The sequence below is a fragment of the Microbulbifer sp. ABH2_005 genome (assembly GCF_056160005.1).
On the sequence record NZ_JBSWWI010000001.1, the window covers coordinates 989,173 to 1,007,021 of the forward strand.

16 protein-coding genes are annotated in these 17,849 nt (G+C 46.5%); 14 read left to right on the forward strand and 2 right to left on the reverse strand.

Annotated features, from left to right (window positions below; translation table 11 throughout):
- The first annotated feature begins 327 nt into the window (after positions 1-327).
- From ACXAFI_RS04305 to ACXAFI_RS04365, 13 genes are all read left to right on the forward strand, one after another.
- Positions 328-939 (forward strand): cation efflux transmembrane domain-containing protein, encoded by a 612-nt coding sequence (locus tag ACXAFI_RS04305; protein ID WP_444902624.1) that lies wholly within the window; start codon positions 328-330, stop codon positions 937-939.
- 2,475 nt (positions 940-3,414) lie between these two features.
- Positions 3,415-4,602: a LuxE/PaaK family acyltransferase gene (locus tag ACXAFI_RS04310; RefSeq protein ID WP_152454489.1), complete on the forward strand. Its 1,188-nt coding sequence runs from the start codon at positions 3,415-3,417 to the stop codon at positions 4,600-4,602.
- A 28-nt stretch (positions 4,603-4,630) separates the two neighbouring features.
- Positions 4,631-5,011: an iron-sulfur cluster assembly scaffold protein gene (locus ACXAFI_RS04315; RefSeq protein WP_152454488.1), complete on the forward strand. Its 381-nt coding sequence runs from the start codon at positions 4,631-4,633 to the stop codon at positions 5,009-5,011.
- On the forward strand, positions 5,008-6,189 hold the full coding sequence (locus tag ACXAFI_RS04320) for a cysteine desulfurase family protein (protein ID WP_152454487.1): 1,182 nt from the start codon (positions 5,008-5,010) through the stop codon (positions 6,187-6,189). The genes ACXAFI_RS04315 and ACXAFI_RS04320 overlap by 4 nt, the downstream gene beginning before the upstream one ends.
- A gap of 12 nt (positions 6,190-6,201) precedes the next feature.
- Positions 6,202-7,911, forward strand: a complete 1,710-nt coding sequence (locus ACXAFI_RS04325) for a fatty acyl-AMP ligase (protein WP_444901110.1) — start codon at positions 6,202-6,204, stop codon at positions 7,909-7,911.
- Positions 7,912-7,932: 21 nt separating this feature from the next.
- Complete coding sequence (locus ACXAFI_RS04330; RefSeq protein WP_444901111.1) at positions 7,933-8,205, forward strand: acyl carrier protein; 273 nt, start codon at positions 7,933-7,935, stop codon at positions 8,203-8,205.
- A complete protein-coding gene (locus ACXAFI_RS04335) occupies positions 8,205-9,272 on the forward strand; it encodes a flavin-containing monooxygenase (protein WP_152454485.1) in 1,068 nt (355 codons plus the stop codon). Before ACXAFI_RS04330 ends, ACXAFI_RS04335 begins: the two co-directional genes overlap by 1 nt.
- Positions 9,269-11,614 (forward strand): efflux RND transporter permease subunit, encoded by a 2,346-nt coding sequence (locus ACXAFI_RS04340; RefSeq protein ID WP_444901112.1) that lies wholly within the window; start codon positions 9,269-9,271, stop codon positions 11,612-11,614. The genes ACXAFI_RS04335 and ACXAFI_RS04340 overlap by 4 nt, the downstream gene beginning before the upstream one ends.
- On the forward strand, positions 11,604-12,401 hold the full coding sequence (locus tag ACXAFI_RS04345; protein ID WP_152454483.1) for an outer membrane lipoprotein-sorting protein: 798 nt from the start codon (positions 11,604-11,606) through the stop codon (positions 12,399-12,401). Before ACXAFI_RS04340 ends, ACXAFI_RS04345 begins: the two co-directional genes overlap by 11 nt.
- Before the next feature lie 4 nt (positions 12,402-12,405).
- Entirely contained in the window at positions 12,406-13,593 is a 1,188-nt protein-coding gene (locus tag ACXAFI_RS04350; RefSeq protein WP_444901113.1) for a hypothetical protein, read from the forward strand.
- Positions 13,594-13,647: 54 nt separating this feature from the next.
- Positions 13,648-14,361 (forward strand): 4'-phosphopantetheinyl transferase family protein, encoded by a 714-nt coding sequence (locus ACXAFI_RS04355; protein WP_444901114.1) that lies wholly within the window; start codon positions 13,648-13,650, stop codon positions 14,359-14,361.
- Between the two features lie 88 nt (positions 14,362-14,449).
- Positions 14,450-15,121 (forward strand): MaoC family dehydratase, encoded by a 672-nt coding sequence (locus tag ACXAFI_RS04360; RefSeq protein ID WP_475107810.1) that lies wholly within the window; start codon positions 14,450-14,452, stop codon positions 15,119-15,121.
- Positions 15,122-15,781: 660 nt separating this feature from the next.
- Entirely contained in the window at positions 15,782-15,967 is a 186-nt protein-coding gene (locus ACXAFI_RS04365; protein ID WP_475107811.1) for a hypothetical protein, read from the forward strand.
- A 147-nt stretch (positions 15,968-16,114) separates the two neighbouring features.
- Here the strand turns inward: ACXAFI_RS04365 and ACXAFI_RS04370 are convergent, their stop codons facing one another.
- Complete coding sequence (locus tag ACXAFI_RS04370; RefSeq protein ID WP_444919685.1) at positions 16,115-16,384, reverse strand: hypothetical protein; 270 nt, start codon at positions 16,382-16,384, stop codon at positions 16,115-16,117.
- A 152-nt stretch (positions 16,385-16,536) separates the two neighbouring features.
- Between ACXAFI_RS04370 and ACXAFI_RS04375 the strand changes: the two genes are divergently transcribed.
- Positions 16,537-16,746 (forward strand): DUF3820 family protein, encoded by a 210-nt coding sequence (locus tag ACXAFI_RS04375; protein WP_475107812.1) that lies wholly within the window; start codon positions 16,537-16,539, stop codon positions 16,744-16,746.
- A gap of 545 nt (positions 16,747-17,291) precedes the next feature.
- Here the strand turns inward: ACXAFI_RS04375 and ACXAFI_RS04380 are convergent.
- On the reverse strand, positions 17,292-17,840 hold the full coding sequence (locus ACXAFI_RS04380; protein ID WP_444919684.1) for a Tll0287-like domain-containing protein: 549 nt from the start codon (positions 17,838-17,840) through the stop codon (positions 17,292-17,294).
- Between the last annotated feature and the right edge of the window lie 9 nt (positions 17,841-17,849).

The window sequence follows — 17,849 nt, forward strand, 5'->3', positions numbered from 1 at the left end:
AGAAAATAATAGATGTTTCTATTGTCTCAATAGAGTGACGGGGTTTTAGTGTGTAGGTTTAGTATGGGTTTACTGCTTGCAGATTTTTATTCTGGTTCAAAGGCAGCCTTTATAGATCCTAAATAGAGTGGACAGAAGTGCTGGTGCCCTTGATTTCTGATTTTAGTGAATTGTAATTTTACTTCTCATGAAGTTGACTTATAAATATGATCTGAGTTTTTTAAAAAAGACAGGAACTAGCCTTGAGCGAGACTTTGAAGTAAGTAATTGTTGATATTTAAAGCATAAATATCCCTAAGTGGAGTTCTGTTTAGAGAGGGCGTGAATATGTCTGAATGTGGTTGCGGTTTAGAGCAAGCAGATAAATTAGAGAGAAGCACTTTAATGGTGCTGCTAGTGATCAACGCAATTATGTTTGTGCTTGAATTAACTCTTGGATGGTTTGCTCAGTCAACAGGATTGATTGCAGACTCTCTGGATATGTTAGCTGATGCTGCTGTGTATGGGATTTCTTTATTTGTTGTAGGTAGAGGGGTTATATATCAAGCAAAGGCAGCTAATGTCAGTGGAATAATTCAAATTATATTGGGGTTGTGGGTGTTGTATGAGATTTGTAGGAGATCGCTTTTTGGCAGTGAGCCAGAAAGTATACTGATGATATCAATAGGGGCCTCTGCCTTGTTAGCAAATGTTGTTTGCCTCCTAATAATATCTAAGTATAGGGAAGGAGGGGTACATATGAGAGCTGCTTGGATTTTTTCAGCCAATGATGTTGTAGCAAATTTAGGAGTGATTATGTCAGGTCTACTAGTCGCGGTAATCGATAGTCGTTTCCCTGATCTTGCTATAGGCTTAATAATTTCAGCTGTTGTTATTCGAGGTGGTTTTTTGATTCTTAAAGAGGCGAGAGAGTCCACTCGAAAAGCCAAAATATCCTAAGTGACCTTAAGGTTTTAATAGTAATGAGTGATATCAGCTTCTTAGTGGCTTGTCTAAAATAGTTTGTAGATCAATGGAAGTCTTACCTGAAGATGCTTGTCACTAATTTATGAGAGCAAAAGATGCAGTGATCCCTTAAGGCTTGAGTTGGCGAACTTATGAGTGCTTTTCTCTCATAGAGCAGTTTTGTGTATCCATTTTAGTGCGTTATGACATGACGCACTTTTTTCACTTTTGACCTAGATGGTCTAGGCAGAAATTTTTTTATTATATACTGCCGAATATTCCCTTACAGCCTCCAAAGGACCTAGTCAAAGTATTGTTGGTGTTGAATATCTTTCATTTGGGTATAGAAGCCTAAGAAATCCTCAAGTGTTTTTTCATAGCTCTAAATCTTTAGTCGACTATAACTAAAAATTGATACGTACCTTCTGTTGAAAAGAATATTGAGCCGCGGCATTAATGTCTACTAAGTGAGCTTCCTCGCAAAGTATGGTGCAATGCTTTAGATCGGTGATTTGATCTATATCTCTTCAGTCTTAAAGCAGTATGACAAATAGTTGTCGAGCAGCTGTTTCATCGAGTTAGATGTTTCAGAAAGTTCTCTGTCGCTCATATTCTATAGGTAATATTGGTAATGATAACGATTTTCAATTAAGTGTGTGGTTCTGTGCCTGTAAAAATTTATACTCTTCATAACTTCCGGCCTAGTGGATACTTTTGGTGGGAAAGTTGAGTTTAATAATTTAACCCTAAGTTAGGGCGAAGTATGGGGCTTAAATGGGGGGCTCGGAGCTGCTAGAAAGGTGCTCTGTTTCTATAGATACTAAATATCGCCATTGTTAGATGAAATAAGAGAATGTTACGTAGGTTGCGTGTGCCGTATGCTCTCTCATTTTGCAAAGTGCTCCTAAAGTTAGCTAGAAATCAGCTCTTATCCTCAGTCATATCTGCGAGATTTGGTATGCGCTTTATATGTGAAGCCGATTTTGTAGTGCTTCTGTAAACTGGCCAGCAAAGATAATGCTTTTCAGTTCATCTACGAATGTAGATAAATCTATCCCCGGTGCTCAGCTTTCAGCATTTTTAGTTTGGTGGATGCTTCTAAAGTGCCAGCTAAATAGCTATTTCCCTACGGTAATAAAATGTGTAAGCACGATTGGGTATTTCTGAGGGATGTCTAAAGCGGTATTCTGGTTTTTTGTGTGTTGAAAATGGCCATTGCTTCTGTGGTTTTAATTGTGCAATAGGGAATCTCGCAATGATAATGCGGATGATTTTTTGTTAATAGTTAAAAAATAAAGAGTAATAAATAGATTATCATGGACGAATTTCATAAATTAGACTGAGTTTTGTATTTTAGTCATGAGAATTAATGGCGTTTAGTTGGTGCAGGTAAAAGAAAAGGAGGTGGAAGTACAGTTGCGCCTTACTTGGTACTATTCTCCTTAAAGTGGATTGTTGTAATAAAAAAATATCCAATAAATTACTTTGGGTTGCGGGGCGTATTGTTAATTGTGGTGTGGTTTATGTGAATGTGATGTGTCAATCTTTACTTAAAAATACGAATTTTCTGCTGAAAAATAGCAGGGAGATTAAAGATTGAGGAAAAACGACAGTGTACGCTTGAATGTTTGTGCGAATTTACGCTACCCCTAAGATGGAATTAATTCCAGTAAGCTTGTCATCAAATAGTTTATATTTGTTAATTGACTGGTCACAATATGTTACCAAAATATAAGCTGTGATTTGCTGTAATTGGCGGCAAGGAGCTTTCTTGGGTTTCCCGTTGGGAGTCGGAGTTAGGTGTGAGTGCAAGCTTCAATAGTAAAAAAAATACGCATAAAACCTGTTCGTTTTGTTGTGAGCTCATGATCGCAGGATGATTTTCATGTGATTGGCGGACCGATTGTTCTGGCTAATTTTTAGAGGTAATTTGAAGGGGTAAGATTGTAAGCGGGTGTAAGTGAGATGGGCTGGTCATGTAGCAAAAAAAAACCATACTGCGCGGCAAGAAAAATAAAAAAATAAAGAAAATTACTTTGAAGTGATTGTTAAAATTTCTAATGTGTTTAATATTTCTCTCGGAAAATAATAAATAGAATCGATGAGTAGAGACTCTTGATGGTGGTCAAAGATTTACCCGGCAGATTTACCCGGCAGATTTACCCGGCAGATTTACCCGGCAGATTTACCCGGCAGATTTACTCGGCAGGTTTACCCGGCAGGTTTACCCGGCAGGTTTACCCGGCAGGTTTACCCGGCAGGTTTACCCGGCATGATTCCCGGACGGGTGGTCTTTCAGTCGAGTTCTAAATTCTCTGATGTTTAAACCATTCTTAATTCAAGCTTTGAGGTTTTTGTTAAGTTTTTTGATATATATCAGCTTGATTAAAACAGTAAAAAAATAGCCTAAATGCCTCCGCATAGACGATTGAGGCCGTGTCTTATTTGACTTTAAAAACGGAGATTGAAATGTCGATACAGTTACAAAACATACTCAAGGAAAACGGGTTAGACCCTTTAAAGGTGGCACTGTCATCTGTGGCGGAACTCTATTCGATGACAGAGGATAACTTACTGGATTTCAAGACAGGCTTGATCCATGAGGCATTCGCTTATCACTATGAGAACAATGCTTTTTTCCGCTCCGCTTGCGATAGCAAAGGAGTGACACCGGATATGATCTCAACTCCAGCTGACCTGATCAAAATACCTCTGATTCCCATTGAGCTTTTTAAATCAAACGATAGCCATAAGTTACTTTCAGTCAGCCTACGTGATGTAGAGCTAGAAATGCGAAGCACAGGTACCTCTGGTATTCCCAGCGTTTCGCGCCGCTGCGCAGACACCGTTGACAATGCGGTGCTGGGGATTTACTCGATGTATCGCGAATTCCTAAAGATCTCCAAAGGTGCCGGCCTTTATCTTTGCCCCTCAACCGAGGAAATTCCTGAAATGGGCATGATCAAGGCGCTCAATATGCTCGCAGGTCTACTGGACACTCATAGATTCATGGTTCGGCAAGAATCTTTTAAGCCCGAAGAGGCCTTAGAACAGCTTGAGGATTGGAATGATAAATTCAGTCGCCATTTGATTGGTCCTCCATTCCTGATCAATCGTTTTATCAGCTACCTCAAAGCTACCAACACCCGAATTAAACTCGATAAGAGTAGTTACATCATCACTCTTGGGGGGTGGAAGCGCTTCTCAGGCCAGATGTTGTCACGTGCAGAATTCAACAGTGAATGTATCGAGTACTTGGGCGTTGAAGAGAGCCAGATCCGTGATATCTACGCCTTGGTTGAATCCAATGTCATTGCTATTGACGATGAGTATGGAATCAAGCATGTCTCCCCCTTCGTTCATTTCTCGGTAAGAGACCCCAAACAACTAGATCGAGAGGTCGAACCGGGCCAGACCGGCCAATTGGCAATTCTTGACCCTCTCGCACGTTCGACGCCTGGTTTCATGCTTACTGAGGACTTGGTGCGACTGTTGCCTGAAGCGAGTCGTTCGGGAAGAAGTGGTCAACGCATGCAGTATGTAATGCGCCTACCTGAGTCAAAAGAATTTGGTTGCTGTGCGGTTAATTTAGATAAGCGGCTTGAAGATTTGGACGCAGAGCAGGCTGCTAGCGGCAGTTGTCCAGTCGTCGCCTAATTACAGCTGTCCAAGATGGAGCTACAACATGTACAACGACATCATCATTGACAACTTTTCCGACCCGGCTCATGTCGGTGATATCAACGAACCCAATTACGAATATGAAATTGGCAATCCAGTATGTGGAGATCGGATTCGCGTTCAGATCAACATCACCAATGGACTGATTGACAGTGCTCGCTTTAGAGCTTGGGGTTGCGCTACTTCGGTGGCGACGGCCAACATTTTCTGTGCCTCGCTTGAGGGGTTGGCACCGGAACAGCTTGCCGGGAGAACAAGTAGCGAAATAGAAGGCATGCTTGGTGAACTAGAGCCATCACAACACCATTGTGTTGAGATTTTGCAGCAGCTTCATCATAGGTTGCTGAGCTTAGTTGGCAAAGATTGTCGGGAGGTGATGCCATGACAAATGCTCACTCGATTGAGGGTTACTTCGACTACAACGCCACAACCCCGGTGTCGGAGGCTGTAGCTACGGCTATGTCCTCTGCGCTTCGGCTCTTTGCTAATCCATCTGGGCGTACGCTTCCTTCGACCAGTAATCGTGAGCTAATCCAGCGAGCAAAGACCCATGTCGCTAGCCTACTGGGTACCGCGCCGGAAAAAGTTTTCTTTACCTCCGGCGGTTCTGAAGCCAATAACTGGGCTATTAAAGGAAGCCTGATGAACGACCTGGGTAGGGCCGGCCATATCCTAACCACGGCGATTGAGCACCCTTCAGTTCTAGAAACTATCCGATACTGCGCCCACCAATTCGGATTCGAAGTCACCTGCTTGAAGCCGGGACCGAGCGGCGCCGTCAGTTTTGAGGCTGTCGCTGAAGCTATCCGGCCTGACACCAGGTTGATTTCCATGATGTATGCGAACAATGAAACCGGCGTTATTCAACCTGTGGATCAGGTGGCAAGGCTGACCCGCTCCCGAGGCATTCCGTTCCATGTCGACGCAGTGCAAGCAGTAGGTAAGCGGCCTCTTGATGTCGAGGCATTAGGTGCTGATTTTGTTTCTTTTTCCGCACACAAATTCTATGGTCCCAAGGGTATTGGCGGCCTATATATCCAGAATATAGATCGCATATCTCCCTTGATTCATGGTGGTGGACAAGAGATGGCAATGCGCTCTGGTACCGAGAATTTGGTCGCTATCGCCGGACTCGGTGAGGCTGCTGACGAATGTCGCAGGGAGCTTGAGTACTGGGACCATCACTGTCTGAAGTGCAAACAGCACTTGATCGAACAGCTTGGCAAATCCTCTATCGAAACACATATCAATGGTGCTAGTCATTATGAGGGGGCGATTTCCAATACCTTAAACCTATCGATTCCAGGCATTCGGGGTGAGGCGCTTGCTCTGTTAATGGAAAAGAAAGATGGGATTGTGGTGTCGATTGGCTCTGCATGCAGTAACAACAAGACCCGTCAACTATCGCCTGTATTACAAGGAATGGGGCTAAGTGATGAAGAAATACAAAGTGCGATCAGGATTAGCTTCGGCCGCTTTACCAGCCTTGATGATATAGATCGTTTTGTTGATTCATTGCAGCGGTGCGTGGCACAGCTCAAAAGCATGAGCTTTAAAGGGTGAGGAGTTGGGCTCATGACGGATAAGATTTTTCCAGCTCAGCGCTTCATGGATCAGTTCGCCCGACACGTGGTTAATGAGCCTAGCCGTACCGCCTGCGTATTCCAGCCTCATGGGCCTGATAGTGCTCTATCGCTGAGTTACGGTGAACTGAATCAGCAGGTACTGGAACGGGCCCGACTGTTAGTCGAGCGCGGATATAGAGGCCAGCCGCTTGCTCTGCTTTTCCCTGCTGGTCTTGATTTTGTGGTCAACTTCCTCGCCTGCCTCGCGGCTGGCGTCATTGCTGTACCCCTGAACCTGAGTCGCAATGCTCAGCAATTAGAGCGCACTGTTCGTATTCTTGGTGATGCAAAGACCAAAGCCATTCTGACGACCGCTGAGACTCGTGAACAGCTATTTGAGCAATTAGCAGAATTACCGGCGATTAATTTGGGCGACCAAGCCTGGATTGATGAGCAGCAGGTTGGTGCTGCTAAAGATGTAGAGTTACCTCTTCCGGCTCCAGATGAGTTGGCGTTTGTTCAGTACACCTCAGGCTCTACTGATCTACCCAAAGGTGTAATGGTAAGTCACGCCAACATTATCGATAACCAATTGGCTATCCAGCAGGCGTGTGGCCACAGCGAAGGTGTAATTGCTGGCGGCTGGCTGCCACAGTTCCACGATATGGGACTGATAGGCCATATGCTGCAGCCATTGTTCCTTGGTGGTACCTACGTCTTCATGCCACCGATGAAGTTCGTTCAGCGTCCACGCCGGTGGTTAGAATTGATATCTCACTATCGAATTCATAGCTCTGCTGCACCTAATTTTGGCTATGAGCACTGCATCAAGTTCATAGGTGAGCGAGAGGACCTATCGGGATTAGACCTGAGTTGCTGGAAGGTGGCTTTGAATGGCTCTGAGCCTGTCAGCGCCGACACTATGAGGATATTTGCTGAACGTTTCCAGCCTTACGGTTTTTCCTCTACTGCTTTCTTTCCCTGCTACGGCATGGCTGAAACCACTTTGTTTGTCTCTGGAGGACCGAAAGGCGTAGGCATTGAAACCCTGGCTTTCGATCCCGCAGCATTTGACTCTGGTCGACTGCAATCTACTGGTGAGGGGCGTCAAGTGGTTAGCTGCGGTCGTATCACGCCAAGGATGATTTTGAAGGTTGTTGATCCGGAGAGTGGCCGGCTAGCAGATGAGGATTGTATTGGTGAGATATGGATTAGTGGTGCCTCAATAGCACAAGGTTATCTTAACAACCTTGAGATTAGTAAGCAGCAATTCGGTGCTCGTATATCGCCCTGCGACGGTCATTATTACCTCAAAACCGGGGACATGGGCTTCGTCCGTGACAATAAGTTGTATATCACCGGGCGGATCAAGGAAATGTTAATCCTGCGCGGCCGCAACCTTTATCCATACGATATTGAACGTACCTGTAGTGACCATCCTGATGCGGCAGGCAATAACGGAGCCTCGGTTTTCACTGTGGATAGCAATGGCCAAAACCGACTGGCAGCCATTGTTGAGATTCGCCGCCACGCCTTTCTTAACCGAAACCACGATGAACTCCGACAGGAGCTGCGTGAGGCAGTGATGTTGGCACATGATGTCGCCCTCGACCAGCTCTTGCTGGTCAAGCCTGGCGGTATTCCGAAAACCACCAGCGGCAAAGTTCGTAGGACTGCCTGCAGGGATCTGATTGCAGCCGAAGAGGCGCAGCTCGCATGAACCGTTGATAGGAAATATAAGATGACGAATGAATTTAGAATGAAAAACCTGGTGGAACAGATCACAGATTTTATCGCTGCTAAAACACCAGAATTTTCGATTGATAAGCACAGTGACACCTCTTTCTCAAGTCTAGGTCTAGACTCGGCAGACCATGTCCAGCTATCGACTATGGTGGAGGACCACCTCTCTGTTGACGTCGATCCGACGCTAGCCTTCGACTACCCAACGATTAACGCTCTTGTGGCACATCTCGAAAAGAATTTTTCAAGAACAGCTTTGGAGCGCAGTTGATGTCGCGACTTGATTGCATAGTTATCGGTGGAGGCCAGTTCGGTCTTCACACCGCACGAATGCTGCAGCAGGCTGATCTCAACTACCTTCTGCTTGAACGGGATAGTATTGGCGACGTTTGGCGTAACCGGCTCGAAGGTATGAAGCTATTCACTTCACGTCAATTCTGTGCCCTGCCAGGACTAGCCTTTCCGGGCGATCCTGAGGGCTTCCCGACTACAGTAGAAATAGCTGATTATTTGGTCAGCTATGCAGGCCACTTTGATCTTCAGGTTCGAGAAGGCTGTGAAGTTGTTGGTCTCGATCGCCTTTCGAACGGCAGTTTTCAGGTCGACCTTGCCGACGGCACGTCTCTGCTCGCCACCAGTATCGTCAATGCAACTGGTGCTAATCAGATACCCCAGGTGCCGGCGATAAGTTCCCAACTTGCTGGAGAGGTGCAGCAACTAGACGGTAGTCTCGCCTCAACCGATGTCATTTCTGATGGCCACACTGTTGCCGTTATTGGGGATGGTGCTACTGGGCGTCAGATCGTGGACCGGCTAGCGGGGCGTTGCAATGTGTTTTTGGCCACGGGTTCCCCACGTGGCCTGCCTCCCAACCGTTTGTTCGGACGTGATATTTTTTGGTGGCTTGATCGCTTGCGTATCCTTTCCGCCGATAAGAACAGCCTCATCGCGAAGATATTAAAAAAGCGTAACCCTGTCCCCTGTGGTGAATACAACAATAGACGGCTGAAGGCTAAAGGCGTAAAGATTGTTGGCCGTGCTTTGGAGTGCTCTGGCCGTCAAATCCGTTTCGACTCCGTCGGTTGGCATGACATAGATACAGTGATTTGGGCAACAGGCTATTGCGACCGAACGAGCTGGCTAAAGTTGCCGCACTGTGTCGATGAGAGGGGCTTCATTGAAAACTATGGAAGGACTCCAGAGCCTGGGCTTTTCTTAGTGGGACGTAAATGGCTTAGTTGTCGAGCGTCGGAGCTGGTAATGGGGGTTGAGAAGGATGTAGAGCGAGTAATGGTGCCGCTGCGAGCATTTTTATCCGAAAGGAAAGAAATACCTTGAACAAAAATATAAAGACCGATTGGATCATTCGCTCTGGCGCCAGTAAGTGGCTATTAGCGCTGGTGCTGTTGCTCACATTGATGTCGGCTGTTGGCCTAAAACGGATGGGGCTGGCCAGTGATTATCGCGTTTTCTTCGATGATAACGATCGTGACCTACTGCGCTTGGAGCAGATGCAAGATACTTATAGCACGACTGATAACGTGTTCATCATGATTGAACCGGTGGATGACAACATCTACAACCAGCGTACTCTGAGCCTTATACATGAAATGACACGCGCGTTGTGGCGGACGGCCCATGTCTCTCGAGTAGATTCGCTAACGAACTTCCCCTATAGCTCTGCTGAAGACGATGATATTTTGATTGAGGAGTTCGTCTACGAGCTTGACGAATTGACGCCGCAAAGGATCGCCTTTATTGAAACTGCCGCTAGTAGTGAGAGGGACTTGGTTGGCAATTTGGTTAGTAAGAACGGACGATTTACCGCGATCAATGCGACCATTCGGTTGCCAGGGTTAGACCATAAGGCCGAAGTGCTAGCCGTTACCGGTGCTGTCGATGAATTGATTAAGTCATTCAAGATGGAATATCCGGATCATCGTTTTTTTGTCACCGGTGTGGTGGAGATGAACGGTGCCTTTTTCCAGGCGGCAAAAAAAGACTTCATCACGCTGATACCGTTGATGATCCTTTTTGTGCTGGTCAGCGCTGCTCTGATTCTCGGATCACCTGCTGCAGGTGGCGCTATTTTGACGGTAGTAGTGTTGGCACTGCTAGGGTCTTTGGGTCTAGCTGGTTGGCTCGGTATTCAATTGTCTGCGCCATCAGTATCGGCTCCAATCATCATGTTCACGGTGATAGTAGCGTCGGCCATCCACATTCTCAGCTATATTCAGCGCCAGATACGCAGTGGTGTTTCTCGTGAAGAAGCAGTCTTGCAATCCTACCGGCGCAATCTCAAGCCGATTGCGGTGAGCCATGTCACTACTATTATCGGTTTTCTGGCGATGAATTTCAGTGACTCACCGCCGTTTCGAGATCTTGGCAATATAGTTGCCTTAGGTGTGCTCTTCTCGCTACTTTTGTCGTTGACGGTTCTACCACAGCTTCTGTTGCGTATTCGTTTTTCAACGCGGGAAACAGGTGCCAACCGACTGATTAATCGCATGGCTTTGTTGTCAGGCTGGGTTATCGCTTACCGCCGGCGGATATTGTGGCTAATGCTACCTTTGTCCCTATGCGTCGCTGCACTCAGTCCATTGAATCAATTAAACGATGATTTAATCCGCTATTTTGATGAGTCACAGCCCTTCCGTGCTGATTCTGAACGTATCGATCGCCACTTTTCTGGTATTTATACAATCGATTACTCGCTCTCGGTACCAGAGCAGAACGGTATGTTTCAGCCAGAGTTTTTACAGTTTCTTGATACATTCGATGACTGGCTACATGAGCAGCCAGAAGTTTTTACAACTGCAAGCCCCCTGCACCGAATCAAGGATCTTAACCGTTTGATGAATGGTGGTGATGAGGACTCTTACCGGTTACCTGGCGATACAATTACCGCTGCACAGCAGTTCCTGCTATACGAGATGTCGTTGCCGTTTGGTCGTGATGTGACCCATCAGGTGAATTTGAATAAATCCTCGGTGAAACTGACTGCACGATTAAAGAATCTAAGCTCGGTGGGCTTAATTGCTTTTGAAAAACGGGTCGAAGAGTGGTTGTTGCAAAACCAACCTCGCTCCATTGATATCTATCACAGCAGTCCCGCAGTGATTTTTTCCCACATTGGCCAATCAAATATTGTAAGTCTCCTTGAAGGTGCCTCGCTAGCGTTTGTGGTGATTTCATTGACGTTGATGCTGGTATTCCGCTCACTCGATATTGGTCTATTGAGCTTGGTTCCAAACCTGCTTCCAGTCGCGGCAGCATTTGGATTTTGGTATCTCGTTAATGGTCAAATCTCAATGGGGCTGGCTGGGGTGTCGGCAATGGCGATCGGCATAATCGTCGATGATACAGTTCACTTCCTCTATCAGTATGTCAACGGTCTAAAGCGGGGGCTCAGTCCTGAAGATAGCGTAAGCGAAACCATTAGTAAGACTATGGGTGGGATCGTGATTAGCTCAATGCTGCTAGTGATAGGCTTCCTTCTATTGTCGACCTCGGCGTTCGAGAAAAATGCCCAGATGGGTATGCTCACGGGGATGTCTATTGTGTTGGCATTGGTGTTTGACTTGATATTACTACCGGCCTTGGTTCTAACCTTTATGCGCAGGACACGTACGTCGAACCTGCAATTTCGTACCGACAAGGAACTAAATAATGCGAACTGATTACCGTCTCCTCCTTCCAGTGACAATACTTTGTGGCCTAATCGGTTTGCCGGTTCAAGGCGCTGCTAGCGATGTTAGAAAGGGGCGGGAGGTCGCAGTGGCAGTGGATAACCGTGACCTTGGTTACGGCGACAGTGTTGCCGAATTGACGATGATTCTACGCAACAGGGCCGGAGATGAAACTCGACGTGAACTGCAGATCAGCTCACTTGAGAGTCACGAGGGTGGAGACAAATCGTTAATCCGCTTCAATTTTCCTGCCGATATCCGGGGCACGGCGCTTCTAACGCATCCGCAGTTAGAGGATACCGATAAGCAGTGGTTATATTTGCCTGCCTATTCCCGTATTAAGAGGATCTCATCTCGCAATAAGAGTGGTGCGTTCGTCGGTAGTGAGTTTTCGTTCGAGGACTTGTCTGATAAGGCGGTCGACGATTTCCGCTATACCTACGTGAGAGAGGAATCATGCGAAGATGGTGCCCTGGTTTGTGACGTAATTGACCGAGTGCCAGAAGACTCTCACTCTGCATATAGCCGGCAGCGGGTCTGGGTTGATCAGAGTGCTCGACGTATCTTCCGTATAGACTATTTCGACCGTAAGGAAACGCTGCTCAAGACTTTTTCCGCAAGGGATTTTCGCCTCTACGACGATCGTTATTGGAGGCCCATGGAGGTGGTTATGCATAATCAGCAGAGTGGAAACGTAACGATCTTAAGCTATAGCCGCATCGAGTTTGGTACCGGTCTCTCAGTTGCGAATTTCCATCGCAATACACTCCGGGATTAAGGGTATGGGGGTCTTGCGTTTAGCGTTTTGGGTGCAGCTGTGTCTAAGCCTTACCATTATGCCGGTCCTCGCAGAGGTCAAGGTTGACAAGTATTCTGTTGATATCGCGGCCACGGCTCGTATATTTGCAGAAGAGGAGTCGCTGGCCATTGATGATAGCTACCGCTTCGGACCGGGGCTTGAAATTGAAGCAAATGCTGAGGGGGATATTGGTGATACTGGCTATAAGTTGCGGTTGTTTGGTAGCTGGGATGAGCAGGATGGGGAGCGTCGTTATGCCGATATCCGCCAAGCCAGCCTTCACTGGCGCCGTGATCAGTTATCGCTGAATCTCGGTGTTAGTACTTTCTTTTGGGGCGTTTCTGAATCTCTGAATATAGTCAATGTACTTAATCAGGCTGACTTGCGCCAAGCTATCGACGGAAAGGAAAAGATGGGGCAGACCTTCGCATCTTTAGGTCTGCGTTTTGATAACGGCGAACTATCGATATTCTATCTGCCAACTTTTCGTGAGCGAGAATTTCCAGAGCGCCCGTCATTCGGACTACCGATTTCGGACCGGGCACTTTTTGAAAGCTCGAATAGAGGTGGAGATGTTGCTCTGCGAGGCCATTTTTACGCTGGTGATTTAGAAACAGGGATCGGTTACTTCAGAGGCACTAGGCGGGCGCCACTACTGGTAAGGCCTAGCCCTTCAGCGACGATGTTGACTCCCTTTTACATCGAAACCGAGAATTTTTTACTGGACACACTTTATCTCCTCGGCGACACGACCTTTAAGTTGGAAGCGAAAACTGGTCGCGAACTGGAGCAAGGTTTCTTTGCTGCAAACGTTGGCCTTGAGCACCCGATTTATTCGCTACCGGATAGTATGCAAGATCTGTCCTTGATCGCCGAATATCTAATCGACGATAGGGATGAGCAAGCTGAAACATTAGGTCAGAACGATCTCTTTGTCGGCCTTAGAGCTAGCTTCGGTGATACCGGTGACAGCGAATTTCGAGGAGTCATAAGTTATGACTTCGATAGTCATGGCAACTACCTCGACTTAGGCTTAGAACACCGTCTGAGTGATTATTTTAGAATCGAAACTCGGGCGTTTTTATTCCTCAATGTGGGCCGCAGTGATACTTGGCTGTATCCAGTACGGGATGAGGATTTTATCGAGTTTAAGTTGCATTATTCTTTTTGAGCGGACCCTATGAAGACCGGAGTTAACAGGGATATAGGTCTTTGGATTGCTACCGTGAAGGAGTTTGAAACTCTAATTAAGCATGATCCGCAAACTGTCTTCACCACAGTTAGCGAGGCTGAGCAGAAAAGATATAGTGGGATTGTTAATCGAGCGGCGGGCCTACATTTTCTGCTTGGTCGTTACCTATTGCGTTATGTTTTATCCACTAAAAGAGGCGTAAGTATTTTGCCGGCAGATTGGGAAATTTTCCCTGATGAGCAAGGCAGGCCTAGAGTTTTAAACCAAAGTGTGGCCCCAATAAAATTTAGTATTTCTCATGCTAGTGGTGTGGTCGCGATTGCGCTTAGCTCTACCGTTGATCCAGGTATAGATCTGGAGCCCCTTGCTCGTGAACTGGGCTCAGGTCTAAATTTCAGGCATTTACTTAGTCCAGAGCAATATGACCAGGTAATGACTATCCCAAGCGCTGCTCACTGTGAATTGTTAACAAGGGTTTGGTGCATTAAAGAGTCTGTGTCCAAAGCGTGTGGTTTGGGGCTTCGACTGCCTTTTTCTACGATCGAGTTTGATCTTGTATCTTTGCTTAACTCGCAACCAGCCACGTGGCTTGAGTGTAAGGTAAGAGAAAGGGGGAGCTTTTGGTTTAACCTTTGCACGTTGGCGCAACGTTATTGGCTTTGTGTAGCGATGGAGTCGCCGGCGTTGTCGCCTTTGGGTCGATTGGAACCAAACCATTTTAACCTACTCAGCCGCAAGGCGTTTTAGAAACAAGACGTGGAGTTGGAAGTAGCTGCCGCACAAAATTAATTTTAGGTCCAGTTACGCTGCTTCAATGTCATTAATACAGGATGAGATGATGGACGTGCTTGAGTACATCAGGGAAAAGGAAAGGTTGCTTAGGGCTCGGATTAACAATTTGGACCTCAAAAGCACCCATGATAATCACCTGCATCAGTTGTCCTATTACATCAGTAACTTGCTTAAAAATTCCTGGACTTCGAAAGCTGGGCCGGTTGTTGATCCTGCTAGCAATCGTGAATTACAAGTCATTAAGAACCCTAAGGCCATCGCTTTCTACCAAGACTGGCAAGCACGTATTGGTCAGCAGATATATATTGGGCGCTGGATTGTAGTTGACCAGTCGCGCATTGACAGTTTTGCCGAAGTAACTGGGGACCGCCAGTGGATTCATATTGATCCAGAACGAGCAAGGGCTGAATCGCCGTTTGGAGGCACAATTGCCCACGGCTTTTTGGTCCTATCGCTAATTCCCGAGCTCACCGATACTGTCAATCCGGAAAAACCGCCTTACCCTGAAGCTAGAATGATTATAAACTGCGGCCTTGAACAGGTGCGTTTTCCTTATCCAGTTAAGACTGGCAATCGTATCCGAGCTCGTACGACTTTAAAGTCCCTGGTGCCATCGAAGCGTAGTGTGGAAATGATCAATCATATTGAGGTAGAGGTTGAAGGTTCAGGTCGCATGGTTTGTGTTGCGGATAGTGTGCTGAAACTTTACTTCTGAATTCAAAATGCACGCGCACCCTCCCGGCACTTATAATTATCATAGGCAAACTGGGAGGAGAGTAATTCTCGATTGATCGCTCTTGCAAGAGCGCAGAATTAGCCATCTCTGGATAGAGATATGAACCTTGAGTATCTGTGATTATCGAAAGGTGTATTCCTGCTATCTGATAGGGAATTTCAGAGGCTATGGGGGCTGGGGTTTATTAATTTCCCTGGTTAAGTAGGGAAATACAGCTGGGGGCGGCGTTAGACGTGTCTTTACCACCTAGATAACTCTTCTATTTCTGACCTTTCTGACTGAGCGCTCCATTGCCGAGGATTAGTGGCTGCGTTGCTACAAATCTAGATGGATTCCATCAAAGATCGAGTGGTTCACTTGTAATGATGAGGTATGAGCGCTAGATGTGTAACCAACCAATAAGCAAATAACTAGAAAAAATTTTTTGAATAAAGATTTTTTTTGGTATGCTATATCTAATTTTTTCTTTTTTTAGGATAAAATTGTCGGTATGTATGTGTAATTTGAAGCAACTTACCTCTTCATTTATCTCACCTGTTTGATACCCCAAAGGTACAGTTAGGCTCTTGAAGTGATTAGTGTTCAAACTTTATTGTTCCAAAATAAAATTAGTGTTCAAACTTTATTGTGCGAGAACATATGGGCGATGTAATTCCTTTTAAAAGAAAAACTGCTTGGCAGAAGCATAAGGGCAGCTCTCTTTGCCGGGATGGTTTCCACAAATGGAAAGTGGTCACCGAGCGTAAATTTGATGTGAAGCAGGGTAAACTCGTTACCGAATACTCTTGCGAGCGCTGCGGAAAAACCAAGACCAAGTTGCTCTAGTTTTGTTTGTCCGGAAAGGGGCTAATTCCTAGGCTGAGATATTTTGTGGTCAATTCTCAGTTCTTCATGGATATCCCGCGGTGTGGCTAGCCGCACCGCGGGATAAGCCAGGCAACTGCTCCCAGCCTATCTATTCTCCACTAAGAATTAATAACGATAGTAGCGACCACGATAGCGATAGTAGTCTCTGCGCTTTCTGTCTCTATCATAAAGGTAGCCTGCACCCGCGCCGATAACTGCACCTGCCGCGGTACCACCGGGGCGGCCACCACTGATCAGGGCGCCGGTTACGGCACCAACACCGATGCCGGTTCCTATGCGGCGGTCAGTATCACTCATATTGGCGCAGCCCTGGCCGCCAAGGCCCGCAGTCAACACTGCGGTGAGGCAGAGATATTTAATGGCTTTGATACGCATAGTCACCTCTTTCAGTGATGCTTAAGGTATAGAGATTCGGCAAAACTGACCGAATTATTTCGCAGCCAGTGTAGGGTGGGGGTGGGGCAGCAACAAATATCTAAGTTGTTAGCCGCTTATAGTACAAAATAAGGGATTTGAAGGATTTTCCGATGTTTGAAAAGCAGCAGTTGGTTGATATTGCACGAACCCCAATGCCCTTCGGTAAATATGCGGGCAGGCCGCTGATTGATCTCCCCGAGGAGTATCTGCTTTGGTTTGCCAAAGAGGGCTTTCCAGAGGGGAAACTGGGGCAGCTGATGGCCCTGACTTTGGAGATCAAGATCGAGGGGCTTGAGGGACTGATTGCGCCGTTAAAATAACTCAGCGGTTCAGTTTATCTTTTCCGCTGTTTGAACCTCTCTCAAAGTTAATTTTTTAGACTGCCAGGCATAGTGTTATGCCAAGGCGTTCACTTTGATCTTCTTTAATGTGAGCCTATTATATAAGTGCCTAGGTGAGCTTTGCGGAGCGAAGCGTTAACAAGAAGCGGTCCGTAATGGAGACTGGACTTACCCGGAAATAGGCCCACAGCGGGTGACCACTGGTCTGAAATGATTTCAGCGAGGTTGCAGCGGGAGTAGAGCCAGTCATTTTAAAGAGGGAGCGGTCGAAATGAATTCGGCCGCTAATTAATTGTACTTTTCAATTTTTCTTCCAATTTTCCTTCCATATTCCCCATGTTTCTCTTTGCCTTCTTTAAGATATTTTCCTGCTAATTTCGCACGAAATTGATATCTAGATTGTTAAAAAAGCTTGAGGAGAAGAAGTTGATACCTATTGGGCTGCGAGCTTGGCAGGGCGCTAGAAAAAACCCCGGCAAGTTAGTGCCGGGGTTCAGGTTATCTAAGCGATCTCAAGAGATGGATTAGAGTGGTATACGGATAACCACGCCACCCATGGTTTCGCCGAGCTCGAAATTATCGCGAGGGCTGTCGGCGTGGTCGTTGTGGCAGCTGACACAAGCTGGGGAGACGCCCACATCGGCGTAAACCGCGGTGAAGTATTCGGTATCACCCAGTGTCTCACGGCCGTAAAAATTTTCACCCGGGTTGTCGATGACATACTGTAGGCCTTGCTTTTCCATTTCGGTACGAGGCTTGTTTTGTTTGTTCACCGGCCACAGAGATAGCAGTGCATAACTGAAGCCAGAACCTTTTTCTGCAACTCGCTCAGCGCCCATGCGCATCATTTGTGCGGGCAGAGGCAGCAGTTTTTTATCCTGCCAATGCTCATCGGCATCCAAGACTTTTTCTTCATTTTGTAAACGGTTAACTACCTTGTTGGTGTAGTTTGCCCTATCTGCCTCAATAACGGCAAAGATGGCATCCGCCATTCGCTCAGGCGCTACTCCCTGGTTTTTTTCACAGCCAGTAAGTAGAGCCAGTCCGGCGATAAAACAAGCGGCAATACGCATAGTGTTCCC

Bases quoted from the DNA above. Each gene is read 5' to 3' on its own strand.
- ACXAFI_RS04365 (WP_475107811.1), top strand. From the start codon at position 15,782: ATGGGCGATGTAATTCCTTTTAAAAGAAAAACTGCTTGGCAGAAGCAT.
- ACXAFI_RS04320 (WP_152454487.1), top strand. From the start codon at position 5,008: ATGACAAATGCTCACTCGATTGAGGGTTACTTCGACTACAACGCCACA.
- ACXAFI_RS04310 (WP_152454489.1), top strand. From the start codon at position 3,415: ATGTCGATACAGTTACAAAACATACTCAAGGAAAACGGGTTAGACCCT.
- ACXAFI_RS04335 (WP_152454485.1), top strand. From the start codon at position 8,205: ATGTCGCGACTTGATTGCATAGTTATCGGTGGAGGCCAGTTCGGTCTT.
- ACXAFI_RS04315 (WP_152454488.1), top strand. From the start codon at position 4,631: ATGTACAACGACATCATCATTGACAACTTTTCCGACCCGGCTCATGTC.
- ACXAFI_RS04345 (WP_152454483.1), top strand. From the start codon at position 11,604: ATGCGAACTGATTACCGTCTCCTCCTTCCAGTGACAATACTTTGTGGC.
- ACXAFI_RS04380 (WP_444919684.1), bottom strand. From the start codon at position 17,840: ATGCGTATTGCCGCTTGTTTTATCGCCGGACTGGCTCTACTTACTGGC.
- ACXAFI_RS04350 (WP_444901113.1), top strand. From the start codon at position 12,406: ATGGGGGTCTTGCGTTTAGCGTTTTGGGTGCAGCTGTGTCTAAGCCTT.
- ACXAFI_RS04375 (WP_475107812.1), top strand. From the start codon at position 16,537: ATGTTTGAAAAGCAGCAGTTGGTTGATATTGCACGAACCCCAATGCCC.
- ACXAFI_RS04330 (WP_444901111.1), top strand. From the start codon at position 7,933: ATGACGAATGAATTTAGAATGAAAAACCTGGTGGAACAGATCACAGAT.
- ACXAFI_RS04325 (WP_444901110.1), top strand. From the start codon at position 6,202: ATGACGGATAAGATTTTTCCAGCTCAGCGCTTCATGGATCAGTTCGCC.
- ACXAFI_RS04370 (WP_444919685.1), bottom strand. From the start codon at position 16,384: ATGCGTATCAAAGCCATTAAATATCTCTGCCTCACCGCAGTGTTGACT.
- ACXAFI_RS04305 (WP_444902624.1), top strand. From the start codon at position 328: ATGTCTGAATGTGGTTGCGGTTTAGAGCAAGCAGATAAATTAGAGAGA.
- ACXAFI_RS04360 (WP_475107810.1), top strand. From the start codon at position 14,450: ATGATGGACGTGCTTGAGTACATCAGGGAAAAGGAAAGGTTGCTTAGG.